General features: G+C 63.3%; 21 protein-coding genes, 1 pseudogene and 1 other annotated feature. Of the genes and pseudogenes, 15 read left to right on the top strand and 7 right to left on the bottom strand.

Features of this window, described 5'->3' with window-relative positions; all coding sequences use genetic code 11:
• Window positions 1-31 precede the first annotated feature (31 nt).
• Window positions 32-1,253 (top strand): annotated as a pseudogene (locus tag AB3G45_RS05930) (IS3 family transposase).
• Window positions 316-432 (top strand) — a sequence feature (AL1L pseudoknot). Its footprint overlaps the pseudogene before it by 117 nt.
• 36 nt (window positions 1,254-1,289) lie before the next feature.
• Here the strand turns inward: AB3G45_RS05930 and AB3G45_RS05925 are convergent.
• From AB3G45_RS05925 to AB3G45_RS05905, 5 genes are all read right to left on the bottom strand, one after another.
• Window positions 1,290-2,291, bottom strand: coding sequence for an IS30 family transposase (locus AB3G45_RS05925; RefSeq protein WP_367828688.1), 1,002 nt, complete (start codon window positions 2,289-2,291; stop codon window positions 1,290-1,292).
• A gap of 559 nt (window positions 2,292-2,850) precedes the next feature.
• On the bottom strand, window positions 2,851-3,201 hold the full coding sequence (locus AB3G45_RS05920; protein ID WP_367829684.1) for a DUF2200 domain-containing protein: 351 nt from the start codon (window positions 3,199-3,201) through the stop codon (window positions 2,851-2,853).
• Window positions 3,202-3,231: 30 nt separating this feature from the next.
• On the bottom strand, window positions 3,232-4,230 hold the full coding sequence (locus tag AB3G45_RS05915; RefSeq protein ID WP_367829683.1) for a DUF808 domain-containing protein: 999 nt from the start codon (window positions 4,228-4,230) through the stop codon (window positions 3,232-3,234).
• A 27-nt stretch (window positions 4,231-4,257) separates the two neighbouring features.
• The gene (locus AB3G45_RS05910; protein WP_367829870.1) at window positions 4,258-4,914 is read right to left on the bottom strand and encodes a pentapeptide repeat-containing protein; all 657 of its coding nucleotides are present in this window, start codon (window positions 4,912-4,914) and stop codon (window positions 4,258-4,260) included.
• Window positions 4,915-5,102: 188 nt separating this feature from the next.
• Window positions 5,103-5,411 carry a ribbon-helix-helix domain-containing protein gene (locus AB3G45_RS05905; protein ID WP_367829682.1) on the bottom strand — a complete coding sequence of 103 codons (309 nt, stop codon included), beginning with the start codon at window positions 5,409-5,411 and terminating at the stop codon, window positions 5,103-5,105.
• 212 nt (window positions 5,412-5,623) lie between these two features.
• Between AB3G45_RS05905 and AB3G45_RS05900 the strand changes: the two genes are divergently transcribed.
• The 5 genes from AB3G45_RS05900 (at window position 5,624) to AB3G45_RS05880 (ending at window position 10,156) form a co-directional block, all read left to right on the top strand.
• Entirely contained in the window at window positions 5,624-6,019 is a 396-nt protein-coding gene (locus AB3G45_RS05900) for a VOC family protein (RefSeq protein ID WP_367829681.1), read from the top strand.
• Between the two features lie 56 nt (window positions 6,020-6,075).
• The gene (locus tag AB3G45_RS05895; RefSeq protein WP_367829680.1) at window positions 6,076-6,606 is read left to right on the top strand and encodes a twin-arginine translocation signal domain-containing protein; all 531 of its coding nucleotides are present in this window, start codon (window positions 6,076-6,078) and stop codon (window positions 6,604-6,606) included.
• Between the two features lie 78 nt (window positions 6,607-6,684).
• A complete protein-coding gene (locus AB3G45_RS05890; protein WP_367829679.1) occupies window positions 6,685-8,256 on the top strand; it encodes a GMC family oxidoreductase in 1,572 nt (523 codons plus the stop codon).
• A 214-nt stretch (window positions 8,257-8,470) separates the two neighbouring features.
• Window positions 8,471-8,728 carry a hypothetical protein gene (locus AB3G45_RS05885; protein WP_367829678.1) on the top strand — a complete coding sequence of 86 codons (258 nt, stop codon included), beginning with the start codon at window positions 8,471-8,473 and terminating at the stop codon, window positions 8,726-8,728.
• Window positions 8,729-8,902: 174 nt separating this feature from the next.
• A complete protein-coding gene (locus AB3G45_RS05880) occupies window positions 8,903-10,156 on the top strand; it encodes an ATP-binding protein (RefSeq protein ID WP_367829677.1) in 1,254 nt (417 codons plus the stop codon).
• Between the two features lie 234 nt (window positions 10,157-10,390).
• Here AB3G45_RS05880 and AB3G45_RS05875 read toward each other — a convergent pair whose 3' ends face one another.
• Window positions 10,391-11,062 carry a GntR family transcriptional regulator gene (locus tag AB3G45_RS05875; RefSeq protein ID WP_367829676.1) on the bottom strand — a complete coding sequence of 224 codons (672 nt, stop codon included), beginning with the start codon at window positions 11,060-11,062 and terminating at the stop codon, window positions 10,391-10,393.
• A 159-nt stretch (window positions 11,063-11,221) separates the two neighbouring features.
• Between AB3G45_RS05875 and AB3G45_RS05870 the strand changes: the two genes are divergently transcribed.
• From AB3G45_RS05870 to AB3G45_RS05830, 9 genes are all read left to right on the top strand, one after another.
• The gene (locus AB3G45_RS05870) at window positions 11,222-12,055 is read left to right on the top strand and encodes a transporter substrate-binding domain-containing protein (protein WP_367829675.1); all 834 of its coding nucleotides are present in this window, start codon (window positions 11,222-11,224) and stop codon (window positions 12,053-12,055) included.
• Window positions 12,056-12,119: 64 nt separating this feature from the next.
• Window positions 12,120-12,782, top strand: a complete 663-nt coding sequence (locus AB3G45_RS05865; protein WP_367829674.1) for an amino acid ABC transporter permease — start codon at window positions 12,120-12,122, stop codon at window positions 12,780-12,782.
• Between the two features lie 7 nt (window positions 12,783-12,789).
• On the top strand, window positions 12,790-13,455 hold the full coding sequence (locus tag AB3G45_RS05860) for an amino acid ABC transporter permease (RefSeq protein ID WP_367829673.1): 666 nt from the start codon (window positions 12,790-12,792) through the stop codon (window positions 13,453-13,455).
• Window positions 13,456-13,470: 15 nt separating this feature from the next.
• A complete protein-coding gene (locus tag AB3G45_RS05855) occupies window positions 13,471-14,256 on the top strand; it encodes an amino acid ABC transporter ATP-binding protein (RefSeq protein ID WP_367829672.1) in 786 nt (261 codons plus the stop codon).
• A gap of 11 nt (window positions 14,257-14,267) precedes the next feature.
• Window positions 14,268-15,188 carry an aminotransferase class IV gene (locus AB3G45_RS05850; RefSeq protein ID WP_367829671.1) on the top strand — a complete coding sequence of 307 codons (921 nt, stop codon included), beginning with the start codon at window positions 14,268-14,270 and terminating at the stop codon, window positions 15,186-15,188.
• A 10-nt stretch (window positions 15,189-15,198) separates the two neighbouring features.
• Window positions 15,199-16,170 carry an ornithine cyclodeaminase family protein gene (locus AB3G45_RS05845; protein ID WP_367829670.1) on the top strand — a complete coding sequence of 324 codons (972 nt, stop codon included), beginning with the start codon at window positions 15,199-15,201 and terminating at the stop codon, window positions 16,168-16,170.
• Complete coding sequence (locus AB3G45_RS05840) at window positions 16,170-16,955, top strand: sulfite exporter TauE/SafE family protein (RefSeq protein WP_367829669.1); 786 nt, start codon at window positions 16,170-16,172, stop codon at window positions 16,953-16,955. Before AB3G45_RS05845 ends, AB3G45_RS05840 begins: the two co-directional genes overlap by 1 nt.
• 21 nt (window positions 16,956-16,976) lie before the next feature.
• A complete protein-coding gene (gene araD, locus AB3G45_RS05835; RefSeq protein WP_367829668.1) occupies window positions 16,977-18,689 on the top strand; it encodes an L-arabinonate dehydratase in 1,713 nt (570 codons plus the stop codon).
• A gap of 24 nt (window positions 18,690-18,713) precedes the next feature.
• The gene (locus tag AB3G45_RS05830; RefSeq protein WP_367829667.1) at window positions 18,714-19,979 is read left to right on the top strand and encodes an NAD(P)/FAD-dependent oxidoreductase; all 1,266 of its coding nucleotides are present in this window, start codon (window positions 18,714-18,716) and stop codon (window positions 19,977-19,979) included.
• 337 nt (window positions 19,980-20,316) lie between these two features.
• Here the strand turns inward: AB3G45_RS05830 and AB3G45_RS05825 are convergent, their stop codons facing one another.
• Window positions 20,317-22,503, bottom strand: coding sequence for a methyl-accepting chemotaxis protein (locus AB3G45_RS05825; protein ID WP_367829666.1), 2,187 nt, complete (start codon window positions 22,501-22,503; stop codon window positions 20,317-20,319).
• Window positions 22,504-22,983: the final 480 nt, after the last annotated feature.

Raw genomic sequence — 22,983 nt, 5'->3', positions numbered from 1 at the left:
CGGAGACCCCAACTCGTGAGAAGTAGGGTCTATGACAAGCAAGACGACAAACAAGTTTTCTCCTGAAGTCCGGGCCCGCGCCGTTCGAATGGTAACGGAGCATGAAGCTGAACATCCTTCCCGGTGGGCAGCCGTTTCATCTATCGCGGCCAAAATCGGCTGCTCGGCGCATACGCTCAATGAATGGGTTAAGAAGGCCGAGGTGGACAGCGGTAAGCGTGCGGGTTTGCCGAGCGACGTCGCGGAGAAGATGAAGGCCCTTGAGCGGGAGAACCGCGAGCTTCGTCAAGCCAACGAGATTTTGCGCAAGGCCTCTGCGTATTTTGCGATGGCGGAGCTCGACGGCCCACTGAAGCGATGATTTCCTTCATCGATGCACACCGCTCGGTGCTCGGGGTCGAGCCGATCTGCAGATTGCTGCCGATTGCCCCGTCCACCTATTATGAGGTCATCGCCAAGCGCACGGACGTCGATCGTTTGTCGGCCCGCGCCCGAGGCGACATTGCCATGAAGGTCGAGATACGCCGGGTATTCAACGAGAACTTCCAGGTCTATGGCGTGCGGAAAGTTTGGCGGCAGTTGCTGCGGGAGGGTTACGACATCGCCCGCTGCACAGTCGCTAGGCTTATGAGGGGCATGGGGTTGCAGGGCGTCATTCGCGGCAAACCCGTCAAAACCACCGTGTCGGACAAGGCCGCGCCATGCCCGCTCGACCGGGTGAACCGGCAGTTCTACGCTCCCGCGCCGAACATGCTCTGGCTTTCTGATTTCACGTATGTGGCCACTTGGCAGGGCTTCGTTTACGTCGCGTTCGTGATCGATGCCTTCGCTCGTCGCATCGTCGATTGGCGAGCAAGCCGGACTGCCCATGCGGGCTTCGTGCTCGATGCCCTCGATCAGGCACTTCATGATCGGCGGCCCGTTCACCGTGGCGGGCTGGTTCATCATTCCGACCGCGGCTCGCAATATGTGTCCATTCGCTATTCCGAACGGCTGGCGGAGTCGGGCATCGAGCCGTCTGTCGGAAGCGTTGGCGACTCCTATGACAACGCTTCCGACAGACGATCAACGGTCTTTACAAGGCTGAGGTCATCCATCGGCGAGGACCGTGGCGAAACTTCGAAGCCGTGGAGTTCGCCACCCTGGAATGGGTCGACTGGTTCAACAACCGCCGCCTTCTGGAGCCCATCGGCAACATACCGCCCGCCGAGGCCGAAGACCGATATTACGCCAGGCTGGACTGGAGAAGCTAATCCAAGTGCATCATACCCATTTTGCAGGGTAGGGGATCACGCCTCATCCTGCAAATGCGCCATGAACACCTCGGCTGGTGTCTTGTAGCCGAGGCATTTACGGGGTTGGTCGTTGAGATGACGTGTGAGTTGGATCAGGTCGTGTTGTGACACGGCTGCCAGATCTGTAGCGCCTGGCATGAAACGGCGAATGCGCTTGTTGGTATTCTCGACTGTCCCTTTTTGCCACGGTGCACTCGGGTCGCAGAACCAGCTACGCGCACCGATCCCTTCTTCCAAAGCCCTGAATCCGGCAAACTCGGTACCGCGATCAAATGTGAAGCTTTGACGCGCGAACGCCGGTAAAGGAGAAAACGCTCTGATGATCTTGTCCATGATCGGGCGTGAGTGCCGGCTCGGATTCTTGATGAGAACTGTATAGCGGCTTCGGCGCTCCACAAGGGACGTGACATTGGCATGTCCGAGTGGGCGTTCAAAGATGAGGAGGTCGCCCTCCCAATGCCCAAACTGCGATCTATCTCCAATAAAATCAGGACGTTGGGATATGCGATGCGTGGCTGGGAACGCACCGTCGCGCGGCTTCCTGGAGCGCAGTGGACGACGTTTGCGGCGCGCTTCCGGTAAATACTGATAGAGGCCTAGCCCATAATCTTCCTTGCTGTAGATGAAGCGATAGATTGTCTCTTTGCAAACGCGAACAAGACTGAGCCTCTCCAACAACAGCCGCCCGGCGATCTGCTCTGGAGACCAGCGTGCCTCCAACTGGTTGATGATCTCCGAGCGTAAATTCGGGTGGCGCCGAAGCTTTCTCAGCCGGCGTCGCCGCTCCTTGGAGATATCGTGAGCAACCGTGCTGTAGTAGCCGTCGTAGTCCGGCAGTTCGCGATCACGAAACGTATTGCGCTTGATCTCGCGGTAAATCGTCGAGCGGTGACGGCCAAGCTGACGGGCCATCTCGTTGACGGGAACTTTTGCCGCCACCAGCTGATGTAGGCGTCGCCGGTCAGCGAGGGTGATTTGTGTATAGCATCTGGACATGCCAAAATCTCCGAAGTGAAGCCATTGAAATTAATGGCATGTCGCACTTGGAAATAGAATGTACCGACGCACCAGCCATGGCCGCATAACTTAAACCAAACGGTCTCCGGTAAAGCCGGCGCGGTTCATACCTCCGCCAGGACTGCGGCGACGTCGTCGAGAATCTGACGCCGCAACGCGGGTGATAACGTCGCCCACAGGTTCTTTGGTTCGATCATCATGACCTTCGAGAGTTTCCGCCAACGCGATAAGATCCCGAACTGCCTCAACGCTGAGTTTAATCTGATTCGTGGCTTCGACATATCCCTGTGTCGCTGCGACGGGTATCAGCAAGGTCGACCCACCAAGATGTTCAACCTCATACGACGGCGCGAAGTTGCCGCCTCCGCGCCCTAGCTCTCGGATCACAATAAAGGAGCGTCCAAATAGTGGATGGCTCGGATCCAGCACCTCGATCTTCTCAGGTGAGGATTCGTCAGACTCACAAGCAGGGATATTTCTGTACGCCTTCGAAAGCGGACCTGAGCTGCGATAGGGTCGCTCCGAAATTACGTCGCGGTCAGGCCCGCAGGATCTTTTCCATCGCCTTGCCCTTTGCGAGTTCGTCGATCAGCTTGTCCAGATAGCGGATTTCCCGCATGGTCGGCTCCTCGATCTCCTCGACGCGGACGCCGCAGACCGTGCCCTTGATCAGCGACCGGGACGGATTCATCCCGGGCGCCTGGGCAAAAAAGTCGTCGAAGCTGGTTTTCCGTGCCAGTTGACCGTTCAAGCCGGCAAGGTCGTATCCCGTCAACCAGCAGATGATCTCGTCGACCTCCGCTTTCGTGCGGCCTTTTCTCTCCGCCTTTGCGACATAGTGGGGATAAACGCTCGCGACGCTGACGGAATAGATGCGATGTCCGGCCATGCGTTCCTCCTGCTCGTGACGGGAAGGCCGTCAGGCGGCGCGCAGCTTGCGGAGCCGGCCGCTCAGCCAACGCCAGCCCGGCGCGACGACCATGCTGACGACGGGGATCAGCGCGGCCCCGACGACGAGCCCGACAATGCCCGAGCCGGCCGCCTGTACCAGCCAGGAGACGAGGCCGCCGAGGGCGGGAACGGCCTGCGCGGCCGCCTCGCCGGCATCGTGCAGCATGTGGCCCGGCGCCGCGAAACCGAACATTTCCGCGCCGTGCACCAGGATGCCGCCGCCGACCCAGATCATCGCCGCCGTGCCGAGTGCGCCGAGCAATTTGAGGAGATAGGGCATGCCCTTGACGAGGCCGCGGCCGAGAAGGCGAAGGCCGGCCCCGGCCGGTGAGCGCGCGGGGCGGCCGGCCAGCCAGAGGCCGGCATCGTCCGCCTTGACGATCAGCGCGACGACGCCGTAGACGCCGGCCGTGATGACGATGCCGACGAGGGCGAGGATCAGCGCCTGTGCGACAGGCCCGGCATCAGGCACGGATGCGAGCGTGATCGCCATGATCTCGGCGGAAAGGATGAAATCGGTGCGGATGGCGCCGGCGACCTTGCTGTCCTCGAAGGATTTCGCGTCAGTGCGCGCCGGGTCGAGCTGTTCCTCATGGTGATGGGCGCCGTGGGGGGAAACGAGCTCGTAGACCTTCTCGGCGCCTTCGTAGCAGAGGAAGAGGCCGCCGGCCATGAGGAGCGGCGTGATCGCCTGGGGCGCCAAGAGGCTGAGGGCGATGGCCGCCGGCAGCAGGAAGAGAAGCTTGTTCTTCAGCGAGCCGAGCGCGATCCTGCCGATGATCGGCAACTCCCGCGCGGGTGAGAAGCCGGTGACGTAGCGCGGCGTCACGGCCGCGTCGTCGATGACGACCCCGGCCGCCTTGGCGCCGGCCTTGCCGGCCTGCGCGGCGATATCGTCCAGCGAGGCCGCGGCCGCCTTGGCAAGCGCTGCGACATCGTCGAGAAGGGCAATCAGTCCGACGCTCACGAAAACCTCCAGATCAGGGGGAAAGCCTCAGTCCCTCGCGCAAGGCCAGCTTGCCGGTGTCGCGAGGCCCTTCGGGAGTTTCGTTTCGGCATCGCCGCAGGCCATGTCGATCTGGGACTGGTCGAGCCCCGTCGCGCCCGACAGGTCCAGGCCCTCGATCCTCGTCAGCAGCATGAACGCCCTGTCGAGGCCGATCGTTCCCTCCACGCGCGCTTCGCTCAGATCGGCGCGCGACAGGTTCGCATAGGCGAAGCTTGCGCCCGAGAGGACCGCCTGATCGAAGGAGGCACGGCTGACGTCCGCCTTCTCGAAACTCGCATAGCGCAGGTCCGCACCGTTGAACGTGGCGCGCTGCAGCTCCGCGGATGCGAACGAGGTTCCCTGCGCGGCGACGTTCTGGAAGCTGGACCGATAGGCCTCGGCCCGCGCGAAATTCGCCTTGTCGAGCCGCGCGCCGGTAAACCACGCCCGGATCAGGGTCGCCTTCTCCAGGATGGCCCTCGTCAGGTTCGTGTCGCGCATGTCGGTATAGCTGAGGTCGGCATCCCGGAAATTCGCGCCGGTGAAATCGCTGCCGCCGAGCATCAGGTTCTTCTTGGCGCAGTTGCTCCAATCGACCTTGGGCGCGGGGTCCGCCCGGCAGTCCGCGGCATCGGCAGGACGGAAGGAAAGGCTCGCGGCCATCGCCGTGCAGGTTGCGAAGAAGCCGAAAAGCAGCGCTTTCTGCAGTCCGTTCACTGATGTCACTCCCGTTGCAAAGGTCCTGCCCGATCTGGCAGTCCCTTAAATATGGCGATCGGGAGCCGAATGTCATCAGCCAACCGTCTATATGGAGACCGGATTCGGCATCCGCCGGCCTGCCGGAGGTCGGGCTACTCCGCCGCGACGATATGGAATTCGCGCGCGCCTTCGCATTTTCCCGCCCCGCCCATGATGTAGATGAGACAGCTCGTCCTCAGGAGCGAGGCGAAATTCGGCACCGAACCGTTGATATCGAGCGCCTCGTCGTAGAGCGTCGACAGGAAGCGGGACGTCGACAGGCCCTGACCCGCGGCGATCTCGTCGATCAGGTCCCAGAAAGCGGCCTCGATCTGGATGCTCGTTGAATGTCCGCCGATCCGCACGGAGCGGTTGACCGGCCGGTAGCGTTGCGGATCCTGACCCGCAAAGACCTCGCACATGGTTTATCCTCCAGTCTTGTTCTTATGGCCGCGATTATGCGGTGGCCCCGGGGTTTGGTCAAATCATCTAACATCGCGGAAAAAGACGAAAAATCCTTCGGCGAAAACTCCAGAATTGAAATTTCGCGTGCGGTAACGGGCTGCTACCCACAGCGGCACATCCGGGCGCACAGTCTTCTCACGATGCGATTTGCAGACAGGAGAAGAACAGCGTGGCGAAGGCGATCCATTCCATGATCCGGGTTCTGGACGAAGGCCGGTCCGTGGATTTCTACACCAGGGCATTCGGGCTCGACGTGGCCGACCGGCTCGATTTCGAGACCTTCACGCTCGTCTACATGAGCAATGCCGAAAGCGAATTCGAACTCGAACTGACGATCAACAAGGGCCGCACCGAGGCCTACGATCTCGGTGACGGCTACGGTCATCTCGCCGTCTCCGTTGCCGACCTCGACGGCGAGCATGCCCGTCTGTCGGCGCAAGGCTTTGCCACCGGCAAGGTCGTCGCGTTCAACCGCGACGGGGGCCTGCTCGCCCGCTTCTTCTTCGTCACCGATCCGGACGGTTACAAGATCGAGGTCCTGCAACGGCACGGCCGCTTCAAATGAACGGCGGGCGGCCGCAGGAGGGCCGCCCGTTCCAGACACAACGGGAGGAATGCGACATGACGACCATCTACGAGCGGCGCCCCGGGCTCTCCCGCCGCGAGCTTTTGAAGCGCGGCACGATCGGCGCCGCGCTCATCGTCACCGGCAGCGCGGTGATCAGCCCCGACAAGGCCTGGGGGCTGGAGACGACGGCGCTCAAGCCGGAGACCATGGCGACCCTGATCAGGCTCGCCCGCGATATCTACCCGCACGATACGGTCGCCGACCGCTTCTACGCCATCGCGGTGAAGGGCCACGACACCAAGGCCGGCACGGACGCCGCGCACAAGGAGCTGATCGAGGCGGGCATCGCCGATCTCGACAAGCGGGCGGGCGAGGGCGGCTATCGCGGCCTCGGCTGGGAGGATGACCGCGTGAAAATCCTGCACGACATCGAGAGCACACCCTTCTTCCAGGCGGTGCGCGGCGACCTCGTCGTCTCCTTCTATAACCAGAAGGAGCTGTGGCCGCATTTCGGCTACGAGGGCGAATCCTATTCCAAGGGCGGTTACATCGCCCGCGGCTTCGACGACATCGAATGGCTTTGACGGCGGTCTGACGGTCCGCGCCGGAGGAGGCGCGACCGCACGGCTTCAGGCCGACCGCACATGTTTCGGGAGGAAACCATGGCAGCTCCTTATGATCTCAACGACGACAGCGTGGTCGTCATCATCGGTTCGGGCGCCGGCGGCGGCACGCTCGGCAACGAACTGGCGCAGAAGGGCATCGACGTCGTCGTGCTCGAGGCCGGCGCGCGCATCGAATACGAGGATTTCATCAACGACGAATGGGACAGTTTCGCCCAGCTCGCCTGGCTCGACCATCGCACGACGGGCGGCGGCTGGCGCGTCTCGAAGGATTTTCCCAACCTTCCGGCCTGGATCGTCAAGGCGGTCGGCGGCACGACGACGCACTGGGCCGGCGCCTCGCTGCGCTTCCAGGAGCACGAGTTCAGGACGCTGACGCATTACGGCAAGGTCGAGGGCGCCAACCTGCTCGACTGGCCGCTGACGCTGGCCGAGCTGGAGCCCTACTATGCCAAGGCCGAGGACAAGATGGGCGTGACCCGCACCAACGGCATCGAGGGCCTGCCGGGCAACAACAACTTCAAGATCCTGAAGGCCGGCGCCGACAAGCTCGGCTACAAGGAATGTCACACCGGCAACATGGCGATCAATTCGGCCGATCGCGACGACCGCATGAGCTGTCAGCAGACCGGCTTCTGTTTCCAGGGCTGCAAATGGGGCGCCAAATGGTCGACGCTCTATACCGAGATCCCGAAGGGCGAGGTGACCGGCAAGCTGGAGGTGCGGCCGAATTCCCATGTCGTCAAGATCGAGCACGACGACAGCGGCAAGGTGACGGCCGTCGTCTATGCCGATAAGGACGGCAAGCTGCAGAGCCAGAAGGCGCGCATCGTCTGCGTCGCCGGCAACTCCATCGAAAGCCCGCGCCTCCTGCTCAATTCCGCTTCGGGCAAGTATCCGGACGGGCTCGCCAATTCCTCCGGCCAGGTCGGCAAGAACTACATGCGCCACACGACCGGCTCGGTCTATGCCGTGTTCGAAAAGCCGGTGCACTTCTACCGCGGCACCACCATGGCCGGCATCGTTCGCGACGAGGCGAAGCACGATCCCTCGCGCGGTTTCGTCGGCGGCTACGAGCTTGAGACGCTGGCGCTCGGCGTGCCGTTCATGGCGGCGTTCCTCGATCCCGGCGGCTGGGGCCGCTCCTTCGCCTCCGCCATGGACAGCTATGCCAACATGGCGGGCCTGTGGATCGTCGGCGAGGACATGCCGCAGGAACAGAATGCGGTAAAGCTGCACGGCGAATTGAAGGACAAGTACGGCATGCCGATCCCCGACGTCTGGTTCACCGACCATGCGAACGACGTCGCCATGCGCAACCATGCCTACAAGCAAAGCGAGGCGCTCTATGCCGCGGTCGGCGCGACGCGCAGCTTCCCGACGCCGCCCTATCCCTCGACGCACAATCTCGGCACCAACCGCATGAGCGAGAAGGCTGAGGACGGCGTCGTCAACAAATGGGGCCAGACGCACGACATCAAGAACCTCTTCGTCTCCGATGGCAGCCAGTTCACCACCGGGGCGGCGGAGAACCCGACGCTGACGATCGTCACGCTCGCCATCCGCCAGGCCGATTACATCGCCAAGGAAATGGGCGCCGGCTCGATCTGAGGACAACCGCGATCCTCCCCGGCCGCTCGCGGGCGGCCGGTGGTCGCGTGCGGCTCGTAAAGCCGCGCCACCTTTGGCCGGCTTTCCGCCGGCCGCTTTTTGCCGCCAGCACGGCAGGCGTGGAGCCCGGAGCATTTCCACTTTTCCTCGAAACGTGAAAGCGCTCGATCCATTTGCTTTTACGCAATTGCGGACGCCGGCTTAGGAGAGGTGGATGCGAACGGCGGCCGATGAACCAGTCGGCTGCCGGCGCCGCGTCGAGAAGGCGGTAGCCGCGCTCCGCCCGGGACTGGACGCTGATCGTGTCCGGTACGATCGCTCCGATCCTTCGCGCCAGCCGGAAGAGATCGGCCGGCGCGCCGACGCGACGTCCAGCTTCAATCCAATCTGCGGCATTCTCGTTTTCCCGCTGTTGCGAACCGACCGGCGGAACGCTTCTGGTTTCAACGCGATCAAGGGGCTCGACGCGTGACAGGATAGGGCCATGCGTCCAGGAGGCAAGCCGGGGAAACCAGCCCGCGGGCGTCTGCGCATGCTGTCCTTGCACGAGGAGACGCAGGCTGCAATCACGTTCAGACGCCTGCTGCTTTAAGAATGGACGGGGATAGACTTTAAATCAGACGGATTTTCGATTAGGAATGGCCGCATGATGTCGTCTCTCGTGCCCCGCTCCCACATCGAACGCAAGGTCCGCAGCAGCGTCGAGACGGCCCTGGCGGATACGCGCGTCGTCCTGATCGCCGGTCCCCGCCAGGCCGGCAAGACGACATTGGCGCGCATGTTCGCCAGCGATGACCGACCCTTCCTGACACTGGACGATGCCGGCACTCTCAGTGCCGCTAAAGCCGACCCGATCGGCTTCATCCGCGGTATCAGGCGCGCCGTCATCGACGAGGTGCAGCGTGCGCCCGACCTGATGCTGGCGATCAAGGAGAGTGTCGACCGTGACGAGGAGCCGGGGCGCTTCCTGCTGACAGGTTCGGCCAATCTGGCGACCGTGCCGGCCATTGCCGATTCGCTGGCGGGGCGCATGGCCGTCATCCCGCTGTTTCCCTTTGCCCAGTGCGAAATCCTCTCGACCCCCGGCCGGTTGCTGGACCGTCTCTTCGACGGTGAGGAGGCGGTGGCCGGCGGCGCGACCGTCTTCGGCGAAGGCCTGGTGGACATGGTGTTGAAGGGCGGTTTCCCGGAGGTCCTGCGCCGGCCGACCGCAGCGCGTCGAACCGCCTGGCTTGAGGATTATGTGGCGCTTATCCTGGATCGGGACGTTCGCGACATCGCGAACATCGATCAGCTCGACCGCCTGCCGCGCCTTCTGGGCGTGCTTGCCGAGCATGCCGGGCAATTGGTCAACCACAGCAGCTTCGGCGCGGCGCTGGGCCTGTCGAGTGTCACGGCGGGGAAATATGTCGCGATTCTCGAGCGGCTGTTTCTCGTGAGGACGCTTTCCCCCTGGTCGAACAACCGCCTCAGCCGGCTGATCAAGACGCCGAAGTTGCATTTCATCGATACCGGGCTGCTCGGGGCCTTGCGGGAAGACGAGGCGGAGCGGCTCGCCCGGGATCGAACGCGGTTCGGCGCGCTGCTCGAAAGCTTCGTCGTCTCGGAGATTCTGAAACTCGCCTCCTGGTCCGAGCGGCGCCTGGCGTTTTCGCACTATCGGACGAAGGACCAGGACGAGGTCGACGTGATCGTCGAAGACCGTCGGGGCCGCATCGTCGGCATCGAGGTGAAGGCCTCCGCGACCGTGAAACCGGATGATTTCCGCGGACTGCGCCAGCTCCAGGATGCCGTGGGCGATCGGTTTGTCCGCGGGCTGGTCCTGCATGACCACGACCGTGTCACGCCCTTCGGGGAGAAATTGCAGGCCGCGCCGATCTCGGTCCTGTGGACGATGTAGACGCTTCTCCCGCACGAAGACCGGGCCGGGAGAGGCGTGTTCCGTCTTTGGCGGGCAATGGCCGGCAAGCCGGCTTGGGGCCGGCGATAGCAGATCGAGTGGACCCGGTGTCGGCACCAAGGAAGATGCGGGCGGCAAGACCATGCGTCATGCCGGGCTTCTGTCGGCGCAATTGCAGCAACTCAGAACGCGCATGTACCGCCAGACCGGCGATTGTGGGTGCCTGGAGTGCGATCAAGCGATCTGCCTGTTCCGGCGCTTTTCCCGCTCCTTCAGGAAGGCTTCGGTTCGCCCGAACCCTTGCAGCATATGGGCCCGGACCTCGAGCGCCAGGGCGTCGAAATCGTCCTGGAGCGCAAGTTTCACATAGTTGTCGTGCGCATCCGGCCGGGGACCGCGGCGACCGTGAATCCGGTGATGTGTCGCCCAGTAGAGTTGCAGCTTCCCCTTGAGGCCTTGCCATGTGGAAAGCAGCAGCCGGTGCCCGCATGCCTCGTAGACGTAGGAATGAAGTGCCAGCTCCGCGGTGATGGTGGCTTCGTCGTCTCCCGCCAGGATGAGGGCGCTCAACTTCCTGTGGCGAGCGTTCAGCTCGTCGGCAAATGCCTGGTCCCGCCGGGGCCATACGGTTTTGAAGGCGAAAATCTCCAGTTCCGTACGAAGCGTGAAGACCTCGCGCACATCCTCGAGGGAAAGATCGATAACCCGCGTGCCCGTATAGGGGACTGTGACCAGCAAGCCCTCCTCGATGAGGTGCCGCAACGCTTCTCGTAGCGGGCCGCGGCTGACCCCGAACCTCACGGCCAGATCCGCCTCGACAACCGGGCTGCCGGGCTCCAGCTGGCCGCTCATGATAGCTGCCTTCAGCTCATCGACGATCTGCTCCCTGAAGGTCTGCTTTTTCACCGGCCGCATCGAGTTCCGCCCTTGGAGTTTCGCCTGACAGGAATACTCAATTCCCGAACCTGACTCTTTTTTCAAGATTCAGGCTTGCATTATCTCTGTAGATAATCGATTGTCAACAATGACAGTTTGTCCAGCCACCAAGAATGGGGATCAATGAGCATGAATACGACAAGACGCGCCTTTCTTGCCGGCGGCGCATTGGCCGGCCTTTCCCTGGCAGTCCCGACCCTGGCCTTCGGCGCGAATTCGCTGGCCGCGGTGAAGGCGAACGGCAAGCTCCGCGTCGGCGCCGCCCCGGCGGATCCCTGGTACTACAAGGATCCCATCAGCGAGGAATGGGCCGGCGTCGGGGTAGAGATCGGAAAGCGCATGGCGGAGGAACTCGGCGTCGAGCCGGTCCTCGTCGAAACGACCTGGCCGAACAGCGTTGCCGGTATCCAGGCGGACCAGATCGACGTCATGTTCGTCCTCGATCCGAACGAGGCGCGGCGCAAAGCCATCGATTTCCCGGATGTCCCGCTGTTTTACTATGCCATGGGCGCCCTGGTTCCCGGCGATTCCAGCGCGAAAACCTGGGAGGACTTCAACAAGGACGGGTTCAAGGTGGGGGTCACGCTCGGAACGAATGTCGACACCGTTCTTACGGAAATGCTCAAGAATGCGACCTTCGAGCGCTTTGCCAGCAACGACGAAGCGGTCGCCGCTTTTGTCGCCAGGCGTGTGGACATGGTGTCCCAGTTCCATCCGGCCTTGATCATGCAATATTCGCGCATCAAGATCGGCAAGGTCATCCTTCCGGAAGAGGTCTATGCGATTCCGACCAGCGTCGGCGTCATGAAGAGCGACGATCCGTCCTTCAGGGACTGGGTCAACGATTTCATTTCCAAGTCTTACGCCTCCGGGGAAACCCAGAAGATATTCGAGACCTATCTCTCCTCCAAGGGCGTCGATCCGACATCCGTGCCGGGGCTGATGAAGGAGCGCTGGGCCTAAGCCGGGCCCTTGCCGGATGCTGGGCCCTTGGCCTTGCGACACCCTTTCTCGGAAGTGACGGAACATGGAATACGCTTGGGACTTCTCGGCGGTGTTCGAGCACTGGCCGCTGCTTCTCGATGGCCTGATGGGCACACTTGCCATCGCCTCGATATCGATCGTCCTCGGCATTCTGCTCGGTGTCATCGTCGCGGCGTGCCGGATGTCCCGGCTGCCGTTTCTCTCGATCCCGGCCACCATCTACGTGGATTTCTACCGTAACACACCCGGCATCGTGCATTTCTTCTGGTTCTATTACGCGCTGCCCGTCGTCGCCGACATCAGCATGGGGCCGCTGCAGGCCGCCGTCCTGGCGCTGACCACGCAATCGGCGTCCTTTTACGGCGAAGTCTTTCGCGGCGGCATCAAGTCGATCGCGAGCGGCCAGTGGGAGGGCGCCACGGCCCTGGGCATGTCCCGGGCGCAGGCGCTCAGGCGGGTCGTGGTTCCTCAGGCGCTCAGGCGAATGATCGGGCCGTTCCTGGAAAGGACCTTCGAGCTGATCAAGACGACTTCGCTCGCATCGACGCTGGCCTATGGCGAGCTCCTGTACCAGGCCATGCAGATCAGCTCGATGACCTATCGTCCGCTGGAGGTCTACACGGTCGTCGCAGCCATCTTCTTCCTGCTGCTCCTGCTCTTCAGCACGCTTGCCAAGAAGCTCGAAGACCGTCTGGCGAGCGTGTGAGGCCGACATGGATTACTATTGGGACTTCAGCATCATCCTCAAGAGCATGCCGGTCTTCTGGCGCGGCATCATCGTCACCGTCGAGCTGACCGTCGTCAGCCTGGCGCTCGGCCTCGTCATCGGGCTGTTCGTCGCACTGGCAAGGCTCAGCCGCAACCGCTTGCTACAGTTTGCCGGAAAGGCGTTCGTCGAATTCTTCCGCAATATTCCCGCACTGATCCAGCTCATCTGGTTCTTCTATGCCTTTCCGATCCTGATCGGCGCGCAGTTGACGCCGTTCTTCTCGGCCGTTCTCGGCATCACGCTCAACACCGCCGCTTATTGCGCCGAAATCTACCGCAGCGGCATCCAGTCGATCGGGACCGGACAGTGGGAAGGCGCCAAGGCGATCGGCATGGCCCGGCGGGACATCTTCCGCCGCATCATCCTGCCCCAGGTCTTCGACCGCATGCTCCCAGCCTTCACCAACCGCGCGGTGGAGGTCGCCAAGGTAACCTCGCTCGCATCCGTGCTCAGCGTCCATGAGCTCATGTATCAGGGACGCCTGCTGAGTTCGACATTCTATCGCCCGATGGAAATCCTGACGGCGGTCGGCCTGATCTATTTTGTCATCATCTACCCGCTCAGCTTCAGTTCGATGCTTCTGGAGCGCCACCTCGCCCGCAAACGCTGAGAGCAAGGAACCGATATGCAAACCCCCATTCTCCGCTGTTCCGGGCTCCGGAAATCCTTTGGCGCGCACGAGGTTCTCAAGGGCATCGACCTGACCGTGATGAAAGGCGAGCGCATCGCCATCATCGGCGGCAGCGGTTCGGGCAAGAGCACGATGCTGCGCTGCCTCAACTTCATGGAAATCCCGACCGCGGGCCAGATCGAGCTGGACGGCAAGCGGATAGGACGCGTGGTCGCAACGACGGCGCAGGGAGAGAAGGTCAATTACCCCGAACGGGAGCTTTGCGACGTGCGGCGGCGTATCGGCATGGTGTTCCAGCAGTTCAACCTCTTCCCGCACATGACCGTCTTGCAGAATGTCATGGAAGGCCTGATCACGGTCAGCCGGATGGAGAAGGGTGCCGCCCGTGCGCGCGCCGTCGCGGAACTCAGGGAGGTCAGCCTTGGCGACAAGAACGACGCCTTTCCCTCGCAGCTCTCCGGCGGCCAGCAACAGCGCGTGGCGATCGCGCGCGCTTTGGCGATGCAGCCGGAGATCATGCTCTTCGACGAACCGACCTCGTCCCTCGATCCCGAGCTGGTCGGCGAGGTGCTCAGAACCATCAACGGCCTGGCGAAAGAGGGGCGGACCATGCTGCTGGTCACCCACGAGCTCGGCTTCGCCTATCACTTCGCGACCCGCGTTCTCTACCTTTCCGACGGCAATATCCATGAGGAAGGCACGCCGGAGCAGATCTTCAAGAATCCCCGAAACGAAAAGACCCGGGCCTTCATCGCAAGGTCCTCGGAATTCTCTCTCTAAGGTGACGTGACATGCAAGACTATACCAGCGCTCAGGGTTACATCGGTGACAAGAAGAACGACGACGTCCTCGTTTACCTGAACGGAGATTTCGTGCATCGGGATCAGGCCTCGGTCTCCGTATTCGACAGCGGCTTCGTCCTTGGGGACGGCGTCTGGGAGGGGCTCCGGCTCGTCAACAACCGCCTTCTCTCCCTCGATCTGCACATGGATCGCCTCTTCGAAGGCGCCAAGGCCATCAGCCTGGACATCGGCATGACGCGGCAGGAGGTGGTCGAGGCGATCCTGGCGACCTGCGCCCGCAACGGCCTCACGGACGGCGCCCATATCCGGCTGATGATCAGCCGCGGCCGGAAGGCCACGCCCAACCAGGACCCGCGCTTCACCCTCGGCAAGGCGACCATCGTGATCATAGCCGAGCTGAAGAGGCCGAAGTTCGAGGCATCGGAAACGGGCCTGCGCCTGTTCACCTCCACCTATCGGTGCAGCACGCCGGATGTCTTCGACCTGCGGCTCAATTCGCACAGCCGCCTCAATCTCATCCAGGCGCTTATCCAGGCGATCGCAGCCGGTGCGGACGAGGCGTTGATGCTGGATCCGCTGGGCTTTGTCGCCAGCTGCAACTCCACCAATTTCTTCATCGTCCGCAAGGGCGAGCTGTGGACGTCGACCGGCAAATACAATTTCAACGGCATTACCCGTGGCCATGTGATCGACCTCTACGGCGAACATATGGGCCCGTCGCGGCAACTCGATTTCACCCTGGCGCAAGCCTATTCGGCCGATGAAGCCTTCGTCACCGGCACGCTCGGCGGGGTGTCTCCCGTCACGCAGATCGACGGCCATGCGATCGGCGACGGCAAGACCGGCCCGCTCACCCGGCAGATCACGAAGATCTACTGGGACTACGTCAAACAGAGCTGCGCCGACTGAGGGTAGGGGGATGTCCGGGATTCTCTACCTGTCCGAAGACGATATCGCGCGCCTTCCCGTGAGCGTCTCGGACATCCATGAGACGGTCAAGGCCGTCTTCCGCGCGAAATCCGTCGGCGGGACGCTGATGAAGCCGAAGCTGTCGATCTCGCCGCAGCCCGGTCATGTCGCAGAGGCGCTTGTCGGCGTCCTGCTGGACGACGGCATCGCCGGCTGCAAGTGGCTCGGCGTGTCCCGGAGCAATGCGGCCCTCGGCCTGCCGACCCTTCATGCGACCATCATGTTGAGCGGGATCGAGGATGGTCGCCTGCGCACCGTCATGGATGGCCGCTGGGTTACCGGCGTGCGCACCGCCGCATGCACGGCGATTGCCGCGGAGCACATGGCGCCCGCCGAAGGCAGGACGATCGGGTTCGTCGGTTGCGGCCTGCAGGCGCGGACGCATCTGCAGGCCCTTCGCCATATCCGGACCGGCCTGACGCGGGCGCGGCTGTTCAGTCGCACCGTCGATACCGCCCAGCGCTTCGCGAATTACTGTCGCGAGCAGGGCGTCGAGGCGGTCGTTTGCGCCGAACCGCGGCAGGTCGTGGAGGAAAGTGACATCATCGTCAGCACCGTGCCGCCGGCCGGTGGTCTCCAGCCGTTCCTCGACGCGGCATGGGTCAAGCCCGGTGCCTTTGTCGGGGCCGTGGATCTCGGGCGTTCGTGGAAGGCCGACAGCTGGAAGAATGCCTTCGCCTTCGTCGCGACCGATGATCGGGAGCAGAGTGAAACCCGTGGCCGGACGGGCGCGATGCTGGTGCCGGACAGGTTCGACGCCGAACTTGGCGAACTGGCCGAACGCTTTCCGGCGCATGGGGCGGGGCCGACGGACAGGACCGCCATGCTGTTTTCGGGTATTGCGCTTGCCGACGTCGCCGTCGGGGCGCTCGTCGAGGCGATCGCGCGGCGAGAGGGGATCGGAAAGATCCTCGCGCGCTGATGCCCCATCCCGTTGACGCATTCCTGCACGAACTGTCGAACCATTCCACCGCAGGCATCGTCCTGCTGGTGGCCACCGCGCTGATCGCGGGTCTTTCGCGCGGATTTTCCGGCTTCGGCTCGGGCCTGATCTTCATCCCGCTTGCCGGCATGATCGTCGGGCCGAAAGCCGCCGCGCCGCTGCTTCTGATGATCGATTTCGTTGGTGCGCTTCCGACTGTCCGGCCCGCCTGGCGGCCGTCGGAGAAGCTGCCGGTCGCGCTCATGGCCGGCGGCGCGGCGATCGGCATGCCGATCGGCATCCTCGTTCTTCTCCATGCCGATCCCATCCTGCTTCGCTGGCTCATCTGCACCCTCATCTCCGGCGTCCTGATCCTCATGATCAGCGGCCGCCACTACACCGGCGCGATGACGCCGCCCGTGTTCGGCGGCGTCGGCGTCATGGCGGGCATCATGACCGGCGTCGCCCAGATAGGAGGGCCGCCGATCGTTGCCTTCTGGCTCGGGTCGACGCGGCCGCTCGGCGTCGTCAGGGCGAATATTATGCTCTACTTCGCATTGAACGCTCTCGTGAGCGTCTTCGCCTACGCTTTCTCAGGTCTGCTGACCCAAAGCGTCGCGATCCTCGCGCTCATCGCCGGGCCTGCCTATTTCATCGGCGTCCTGTGCGGCATACGCCTCTATCCGTTGGCTTCCCAGCAGGTGTTTCGCAAGATTTCGCTCGCCTTGATCGGCTTGGCGGTGGTGCTCAGCATGCCGGCGGTCGACAGCCTCTACCATCCCTGAACGCGTAGAAAGGAAATCCCCATGTGCCGTAAAACCCGTGAGGACCTGAGAAGCCACCGCTGGTTCGGCGTGAACGACTTGCGCGCCTTCGCCCATCGGTCACGCAACAAGCAGATGGGCTTTGCCATGGAGGATTTCATGGGCAAGCCGGTCATCGGGATCATCAATACCTGGTCCGAGCTCGTGCCCTGCCATGCCCATCTGAGGACCCGCGCGGACGAGGTTCGCCGCGGGGTCTGGCAGGCCGGCGGCTTTCCGCTGGAGTTGCCCGTCACCGCGCCGACCGAGAGTTACCAGAAACCCACCTCGATGCTCTATCGCAACATGCTGGCGATGGAGGTCGAGGAGATCATCTGCTCGAACCCGATCGACGGCGTGGTCCTGCTCGGCGGCTGCGACAAGACCGTGCCGGGCCTGATGATGGGGGCGATTTCTGCCGGGGTGCCCGCGTTGTTCCTGCCGGCCGGCGCGATGGTGCGCGGAAACTGGCGTGGACAGCCGCTCGGTCCCGGCAGCGATGCCTGGAACTACTGGGCCGAGCTGCGCGCCGGCCGGATCACGCAAGAGGAATGGAGCGAGATCGAGGACGGCATCGCGCGCTCGCCGGGAACCTGCATGACGATGGGGACCGCCTCCACCATGGCGGCGGCTGTCGAAGTCCTGGGCTTCACCCTGACCGGCGGTTCGTCCATCCCCGCGGTGGACAGCGCCCATGCCCGCCTCGCCAGCGCGTCGGGCCGGCATATCGTCGAGATGGTCTGGAACGACGCGGTCCCGTCCGGATTTCTGACCGAACCCGCGTTTCGCAACGCCGTGACCACCGTGATGGCGATGGGAGGGTCGACCAACGCGATCGTGCATCTGATCGCCATGGCAAGGCGCGCGGGAATTCCGCTCGATCTGGAAACCTTCGACAGCATTTCATCGCGCACGCCATTTCTTGCCAATATCCGTCCATCGGGGGACTACCTCATGGATGATTTCTTCCATGCCGGCGGCCTGCCCGCGCTGCTCAACGAGATCGGCGATCTCCTCGATCTTTCCACGCCGGTGGCCGGCGGCAAGACGCTCGGCGCGGCGATCTCGGGCGCCACGATCTACAATGACGACGTGATCCGGCCACGGTCGCGGCCGCTGAACGGGGAAGGCGGGATTGTCGTCCTGAAAGGAAACATCTGTCCGGACGGCGCGATCATCAAGCAGACGGCGATGGAGCCGCATCTTCTGCGCCACAGGGGACCGGCCGTGGTGTTCGAGAACAACGACGACCTGAATACGAGGATCGACGATCCGGATCTCGACGTCACCGAGGACAGTGTCCTCGTGCTGAAGAATGCCGGTCCGCAGGGCGGCCCCGGCATGCCGGAATGGGGACAATTGCCGATTCCCAAGAAGCTGCTCGAAAAAGGCGTGCGCGACATGGTGCGGATTTCCGACGCCCGCATGAGCGGGACCAGCTATGGCGCCTGCGTCCTGCATGTCGCTCCGGAATCCTTCATCGGCGGCCCGCTTTCCCTCGTCCGGGACGGCGACATGGTGACCCTCGACGTTCCGGGGCGCCGCCTCGACATCGACGTCGGCGATGCCGAGATGGAAGAGCGCCGCCGCGCCTGGACCCAGCCGGCCCCGCGATTCACCCGGGGCTTCGGCCTCATTCATGCGCGCCATACGGGGCAGGCGGACAAGGGCTGCGACTACGACTTCCTGCTGCATGACGAACTTGCGCCTGTCTGAACCGTTTCCGCGAGGAGTGACCGCATGACAAGACGGGTGATCGTCATAGGCGCAGGTATCGTCGGGGCATGCACGGCTCTCGAACTGGTGCGGCGAGGGCATGCCGTCACCATTCTCGACCCTGGACAGCCCGGCGGTCCGCATGCGGCCAGCTACGGCAACGGCTCCTGGATAAGCCCGGCCTCGACCATTCCGATGTCGATGCCGGGCTTATGGAAAAAGGTTCCGGGCTTGCTGCTCGACACGCACGGGCCGCTCGTCATCCGCTGGAAAGACCTGCCGCGACTTGCTCCCTGGCTGCTCCGCTTTCTTGCCGCCGGGGCGAGCGTGGAAAAGGTCGCGAATACCGTGCGTATCCTGTCCGACCTGCTCAGGGACGGGCCGTCGCGCCACCTTCGGGTCGCGCAGGACATCGGCGCGCCCGAATTGGTGAGGCAAAGTGGGCTGATCTATGCCTATACCGACCATGAATCGCTGGCCAAGGACGATCTGGCGTGGCGGCTGCGCAAGGAAAACGGCTTGCAGTACGAGCGGATCGAGGGGGAGCGCCTGCAAGCCCTGATCCCGGCCCTGGACCGACGTTATCAAATCGGGCTCCTGGTCCCGTCGGGCGCCCATAGTCCCGATACGGGCGCTTATGTCGCGCGCATCGTTTCCCAGGCCTGCAAGCTCGGTGCGGTCTTCCGCCAGGAGCGGGCGTCCGGATTCCGGTTCGACAAGGGCCGCCTGCAAGGCGTCGACACACCATCCGGCGCGCTTGCCTGTGACGCGGCCGTCGTTGCCGCCGGCATCTGGTCCAGGCCGCTCGCGAAAACGCTGGGCGACCGCATTCCGCTGATCAGCGAACGGGGCTATCATGTGACGATCGCCAGCCCGGCGGCGGCCCCGGCCATTCCCCTGATGCCGTGCGACGGACGAATGGCGAATACCCTGATGACCGATGGCCTGCGATGTTCCGGCCAGGTCGAGCTTGCTGCCGTTGACGCCCCTGCGGACTGGCGTCGCGCCGACATTCTGGTCGAACACGCGCGGCGCACCTATCCGGCGCTCTCCAACGGCGAATTGACCGTATCAAAGTGGATGGGACACAGACCATCCACCCCGGACGGTCTGCCGGTGATCGGCTTATCTTCGCGATCGTCCGATGTCGTCTATGCCTTTGGCCATGGACATATGGGGCTTTGTGCCGGTCCGGCAACGGCGGAACTGGTCGCACTGATGATCGTGGAACCGGATGGGCCTTCCAACCCGAGCCAATTCAGCCCCCGCCGGTTTGGCAAGCTCTTTTGACGATGGGTAACACTCCACCAAGAATGAGGCTGCAAGACGCCCGACCCCCGAATTCGACCTGAAGATTTCGGCCGAGGCGGGGTAGGGGGTCTTTAAAGCCCTGACGCCCTGGTGGGACGCTGCGGGCGCCGCATTGACTGTGGTCGCATCCGTTCTTGGTGCCGGTCAGCTCCAGATCGCTCCGCAAGAGGGGCGGGCGACGCGATCGAGCGCCAGCGCTGTCGAGGTCGTGTTCGCCTCGCCATGGTCGGATCGCGTACGAACCGCTCCGTCCGCCGATTGTTCCCGTGTCCCCAACGACGGTTGCGTGTGGCGAAATCCTGGATGGCCGCCTTTGTCAGGCGGCCTTTCGTTCGGCGTTCCACCCTGCCGGGCGGCCGAGGTCGAACCGGGAGAGGAGCCCGTCGAGCGTCATGCTTTCCTGCGCCAGCGCGGCACCTGCGGCATTCATCTCCTCGACCATCGCGGCGTTCTGCTGCGTGGCCTGATCCATGTGGTTGACCGCGGTGTTGATCTGCAGCAACCCGGCGGACTGCTCCTGCGCCGCCGTGGCGATCGCCTCCATGTGCCGGGCGACGGACTGGACCAGCTCCGTGATTTCGCCGAGCCCCGTGCCGGTATCGCTGACGAGGCGCACGCCCTCGCCCACCGCAGCTTCCGAGTTGCCGATCAGTTCCTTGATTTCCCGCGCGGCCTTGGCGGAGCGCTGGGCCAGTTCGCGAACCTCCTGCGCGACGACGGCGAAACCCTTGCCCGCCTCACCGGCACGCGCGGCCTCGACGCCGGCATTGAGCGCCAACAGGTTGGTCTGGAAGGCGATCTCGTCGATGACGCCGATGATCTGGCCGATCTGCCGCGCGGCCTGATCGATCCTTTCCATCGCGAGGACCGCGTTCTGCACGACCGCGCCGGACTGGTCGGCCTTCGCCCGCGCATGGCGCACCATATTGCGTGCCTCATCGGCCCGCTTCGAGGTGGCAGCGACATTTGCCGTGATCTCCTCCAGCGCCGCCGCGGTTTCCTCCAGGGAGGCGGCCTGCTGCTCGGTGCGGCGCGAGAGATCGTCGGACGCGGAGGAAACTTCGTGCGAGCCCCCCGTGACGGTCGAGACCGAGACGCCGACGCTTTGCAGCGTTTCCCGCAATTGCCGGACGGACGCGTTGAAATCCTGCCGCAATGCCTCGAAATGCGAGTCGAGCGGCTGCTGCAACTCGCACATCATGTCGCCCGCCGCCAGACGCTGCATGCTGGAAGCGAATGTCGAGGTCGCCTGGACAAGCCGGGCCTCGGCCTCGGCCTCCGCCGCCCGCTGCATTTCGACGCGCTCGCGCTCGGCCGCGGCGCGCCGCTCGGATTCGGCGGCCTCCAGCGTCCGGTTGCGGATGGCCGCGTTGTGGAAGACCTCCACGGCCTGTTCCATATCGCCGATCTCGTCCTTGCGACCGGTCGTGATCGGATCGAAATCGATATCTCCCGAGGCAAGCCGCCCCATCGCCCCGACCATGCGGCCGATCGGGCGCACCACGGTCATCGCCATCAGCCCCGAAAGGGCCGCCATCATGAGGCCACCGGTGAGGCAGAGCGCGACGAGCGTGAGGAAATTGCGGTAGGCCGTCTCGGCGCTCGAAAGGGCAAGATCGCCGATATCCTTGAGGCTCTCGGTCTCGATCGTCTTCAGGATATCGATGCGCCTGGTCGCAGCCGCGAACCATTGCGGGCTTTCGAGCCCCTCGAGCGCGGCGCTCGCACCGCCGGCGACGATGCGCGCCCGCAGGCCCTCCACCGTCTGTGACACATCGGACACCATGGCCTCGTAGCGCGTCCGATGGTCTTCGTCCTGCACGGAGAAGGCCGATACGATCAATGCGTCCTGCCGGCCTGCAAGCCCGGTGAAGATGCCGAACCGCTCCGGATCGACCCGGCTGGACACGATGAAGCCGTTGCCGAGGGCGCGCTCCTGGCCCGCTGCCTCCTTGGCCTGCATCAGGTGCACATAGCCGGACATGCGCTGCGCGATCGCCGCATCGGCGGCAAGCTTGGAAAGGCGGTCGGCCAGCGTGATGATATCGTCGATGACGGATGTATAGGCCACGAAGGCATCCTGTCCCGTCGCGGTCAGCGCGTCGATGGACGGGCGCAGCTTGCCTATTTCGGCAAACTTCGTCTCGAAAGCGCGCCGCGCGGAGGAAAAATCGGCATCGACCGCGTCATCGAGCGTCTCCATCGCCCCCGCGAGGCGGGCCGTCGCGGCGTCCGACGCGCTGCGTGCCTGATGAAGCTCCGCGCCATTGACCGCACCCTTCGATCCCAGGAACCCTGCCGTCAGACCGCGCTCGACCTGCAGGCCATGGACGACATCGCCGAGCTTCACCAGCTCCTGGCTGACGGTGACGACATCACTCATGCCGTGGTACGTCCCGAGACGATCGGAACTCTGGGCATAGGCGAGATAGCCGGCGGCCAGCATCGGCACGGCGACGGCAGCCCAAAGACGCTTGCTGACGGAAATATCGACCAATCGCATAAAAGACACTCCTGAATTCGGGCATCATGCCTTCCATGGAAGCGATACATTCGCTCCGATCGGTAAACACCTCGCGCATTAAATTTCCGTGAATATCGAGAGAGTAATGATCGATACTAAATTGACATTTTCAAGGTTTACACTTGTTGGCGGCTATGATTTTCACAATTGACAAAAAACAATTTTGCTGATGCTTTCAATTTACATGGAGAAATTCGCATCTATTCCGCAAGGAGCGTCAGTTAATATTGAGATATGCTATATGGAGCAGTTGCACTTTGGGTGAGATTGTCTTTTTTACTGGTAAATAAGCATGGAAAAGGTCGCTCATCATCGACGGCGGGTGGGCGCTTCACTTTCGGAGTGCCATCGATCACGGCAGGCCCCGCGCGAAGACGCTTCATGCGACGTTCAAATGCTGGGCAAGACAAAGCGTGCGAGGGGCAGCGAGGCGGCGGCAAGAGCGTTTCCGGCATCCCC

The sequence above is a fragment of the Shinella sp. S4-D37 genome (assembly GCF_040812195.1).
Classification (GTDB): domain Bacteria; phylum Pseudomonadota; class Alphaproteobacteria; order Rhizobiales; family Rhizobiaceae; genus Shinella.
This window is presented reverse-complemented; position numbering and strand designations above follow the sequence as displayed.